Source organism: Streptomyces hainanensis (assembly GCF_004348415.1).
Lineage (GTDB): Bacteria > Actinomycetota > Actinomycetes > Streptomycetales > Streptomycetaceae > Streptomyces > Streptomyces hainanensis.
In genome coordinates this window covers 1-1,445 of the sequence record NZ_SMKI01000817.1, presented here as the reverse complement: position 1 = coordinate 1,445, position 1,445 = coordinate 1, and the positions used below count along the sequence as shown (strand labels likewise).

Sequence of the window (1,445 nt, the reverse complement as noted above, 5' to 3'; positions counted from 1 at the left end):
CCCCGGGCGCGGCCGCTCGGGCGGAGGAGGCGGCACCCGCCGAACTCCGGTTGGCCGCGCCAGGGGGGCGGCACCGGGTCGGGCTGACGACGCTGCACCTGACGGACGCCGGCCGCGCCGATCCGTGGGTGCCTGAGGAGCGGCGGGAGTTGATGGTGTCCGTCTGGTATCCGGCCGCGCGGGCGTCCGGGACGCCGTCGCCGTACATGACGCCGGCGGAGTCACGCGTGTATCTGGAGGCCGGCGGGATTCCGTTGCCGCCCGAGGTGTTGAGCACCGTCGTCACCCACTCGACCGTCGACGCCGCGCCGGCGCCGGCGCGTGGCGGCCGCCCGCTGGTCGTCCTCTCGCCCGGCTTCGGCATGCCGCGCGCCACGTTGACCGGTCTCGCCGAGGAGTTGGCGAGCCGTGGCCACCTCGTCGCGGGGATCGGGCACAACCACGAGGCGGACGGCATCACGTTCCCCGACGGGCACACCACCGGCTGCCTGGTCTGCGGGAACCCGGACTACCCGAGGGTCGGCGACACCCGGGCGGCGGACGTGTCGCTCGTGATCGACCGGCTGGGCGCCGACCGGGTCGTCATGGTCGGGCACTCGGCCGGCGGCTTCAGCACCGTGCCGGCCCTGCTGGCCGACGACCGCGTCGTCGCGGCCGTCAACATGGACGGCAACTTCCGCTACCCGAACGACGTCCCGCTCGACCGGCCGCTGCTGATGCTCGGCAAGCCCAGCCACGCGCCGGGCGGCCCCGACCCCACGTGGGACGAGACCTGGGCGCAACTGACCGGCTGGAAGCGCTGGTTGACGGTCGACGGCATGGAGCACCTGTCGTTCACCGATGTCGCGCCGCTGGGCGGCCAGGCCGGCATCCCGCTGCAGGACCTCGACGGCGCCCGCTGCGACGCCGTCACCCGCGCCTACGTCGCGGCCTTCGTGGACCGCCAGCTGCGGGGCCGGGCCGCGCCGTTGCTCGACGGGCCCTCGGCGTGGTACCCGGAGGTCACCCTTCACCGGCCGTGACGCCGAGCTCGGCCAGCAGCCCGCGCACCCGGCGCTCGATCTCGTCGCGGATCGGACGGACGGCCGCGACGCCCCGGCCGGCGGGGTCGGCCAACCGCCAGTCCAGGTAGCGCCGGCCGGGGAAGACGGGGCAGGCGTCGCCGCAGCCCATGGTGACGACCACGTCCGAGGACCGCACGGCCTCCGCCGTCAGCACCTTGGGTGTCGCGGCCGCGATGTCGACGCCGACCTCCCGCATGGCCTCGACCACCGCCGGGTTGACGGCGTCGGCCGGCGCCGAGCCGGCGGAGCGGACCTCGACGCCCGCACCGCCGAGGTGGCTGAGGAAGGCGGCGGCCATCTGGGAGCGGCCGGCGTTGTGGACGCAGACGAACAGCACGGAGGGGGTGGCGGGAGCGTTCATGGGGTCAGGGCGCTTTCACG

Annotated in this window: 2 protein-coding genes; one reads left to right on the top strand and one right to left on the bottom strand. The window is 75.4% G+C overall.

Annotated features, from left to right (window positions below; translation table 11 throughout):
• A partial coding sequence (locus tag E1283_RS36180) for an alpha/beta hydrolase family protein (protein ID WP_132822388.1) occupies positions 1-1,022 on the top strand: 1,022 nt, incomplete at its 5' end.
• Here the strand turns inward: E1283_RS36180 and E1283_RS36175 are convergent.
• Positions 1,003-1,425 (bottom strand): arsenate reductase ArsC, encoded by a 423-nt coding sequence (locus tag E1283_RS36175; RefSeq protein WP_132822387.1) that lies wholly within the window; start codon positions 1,423-1,425, stop codon positions 1,003-1,005. The genes E1283_RS36180 and E1283_RS36175 overlap by 20 nt on opposite strands.
• Positions 1,426-1,445 lie beyond the last annotated feature (20 nt).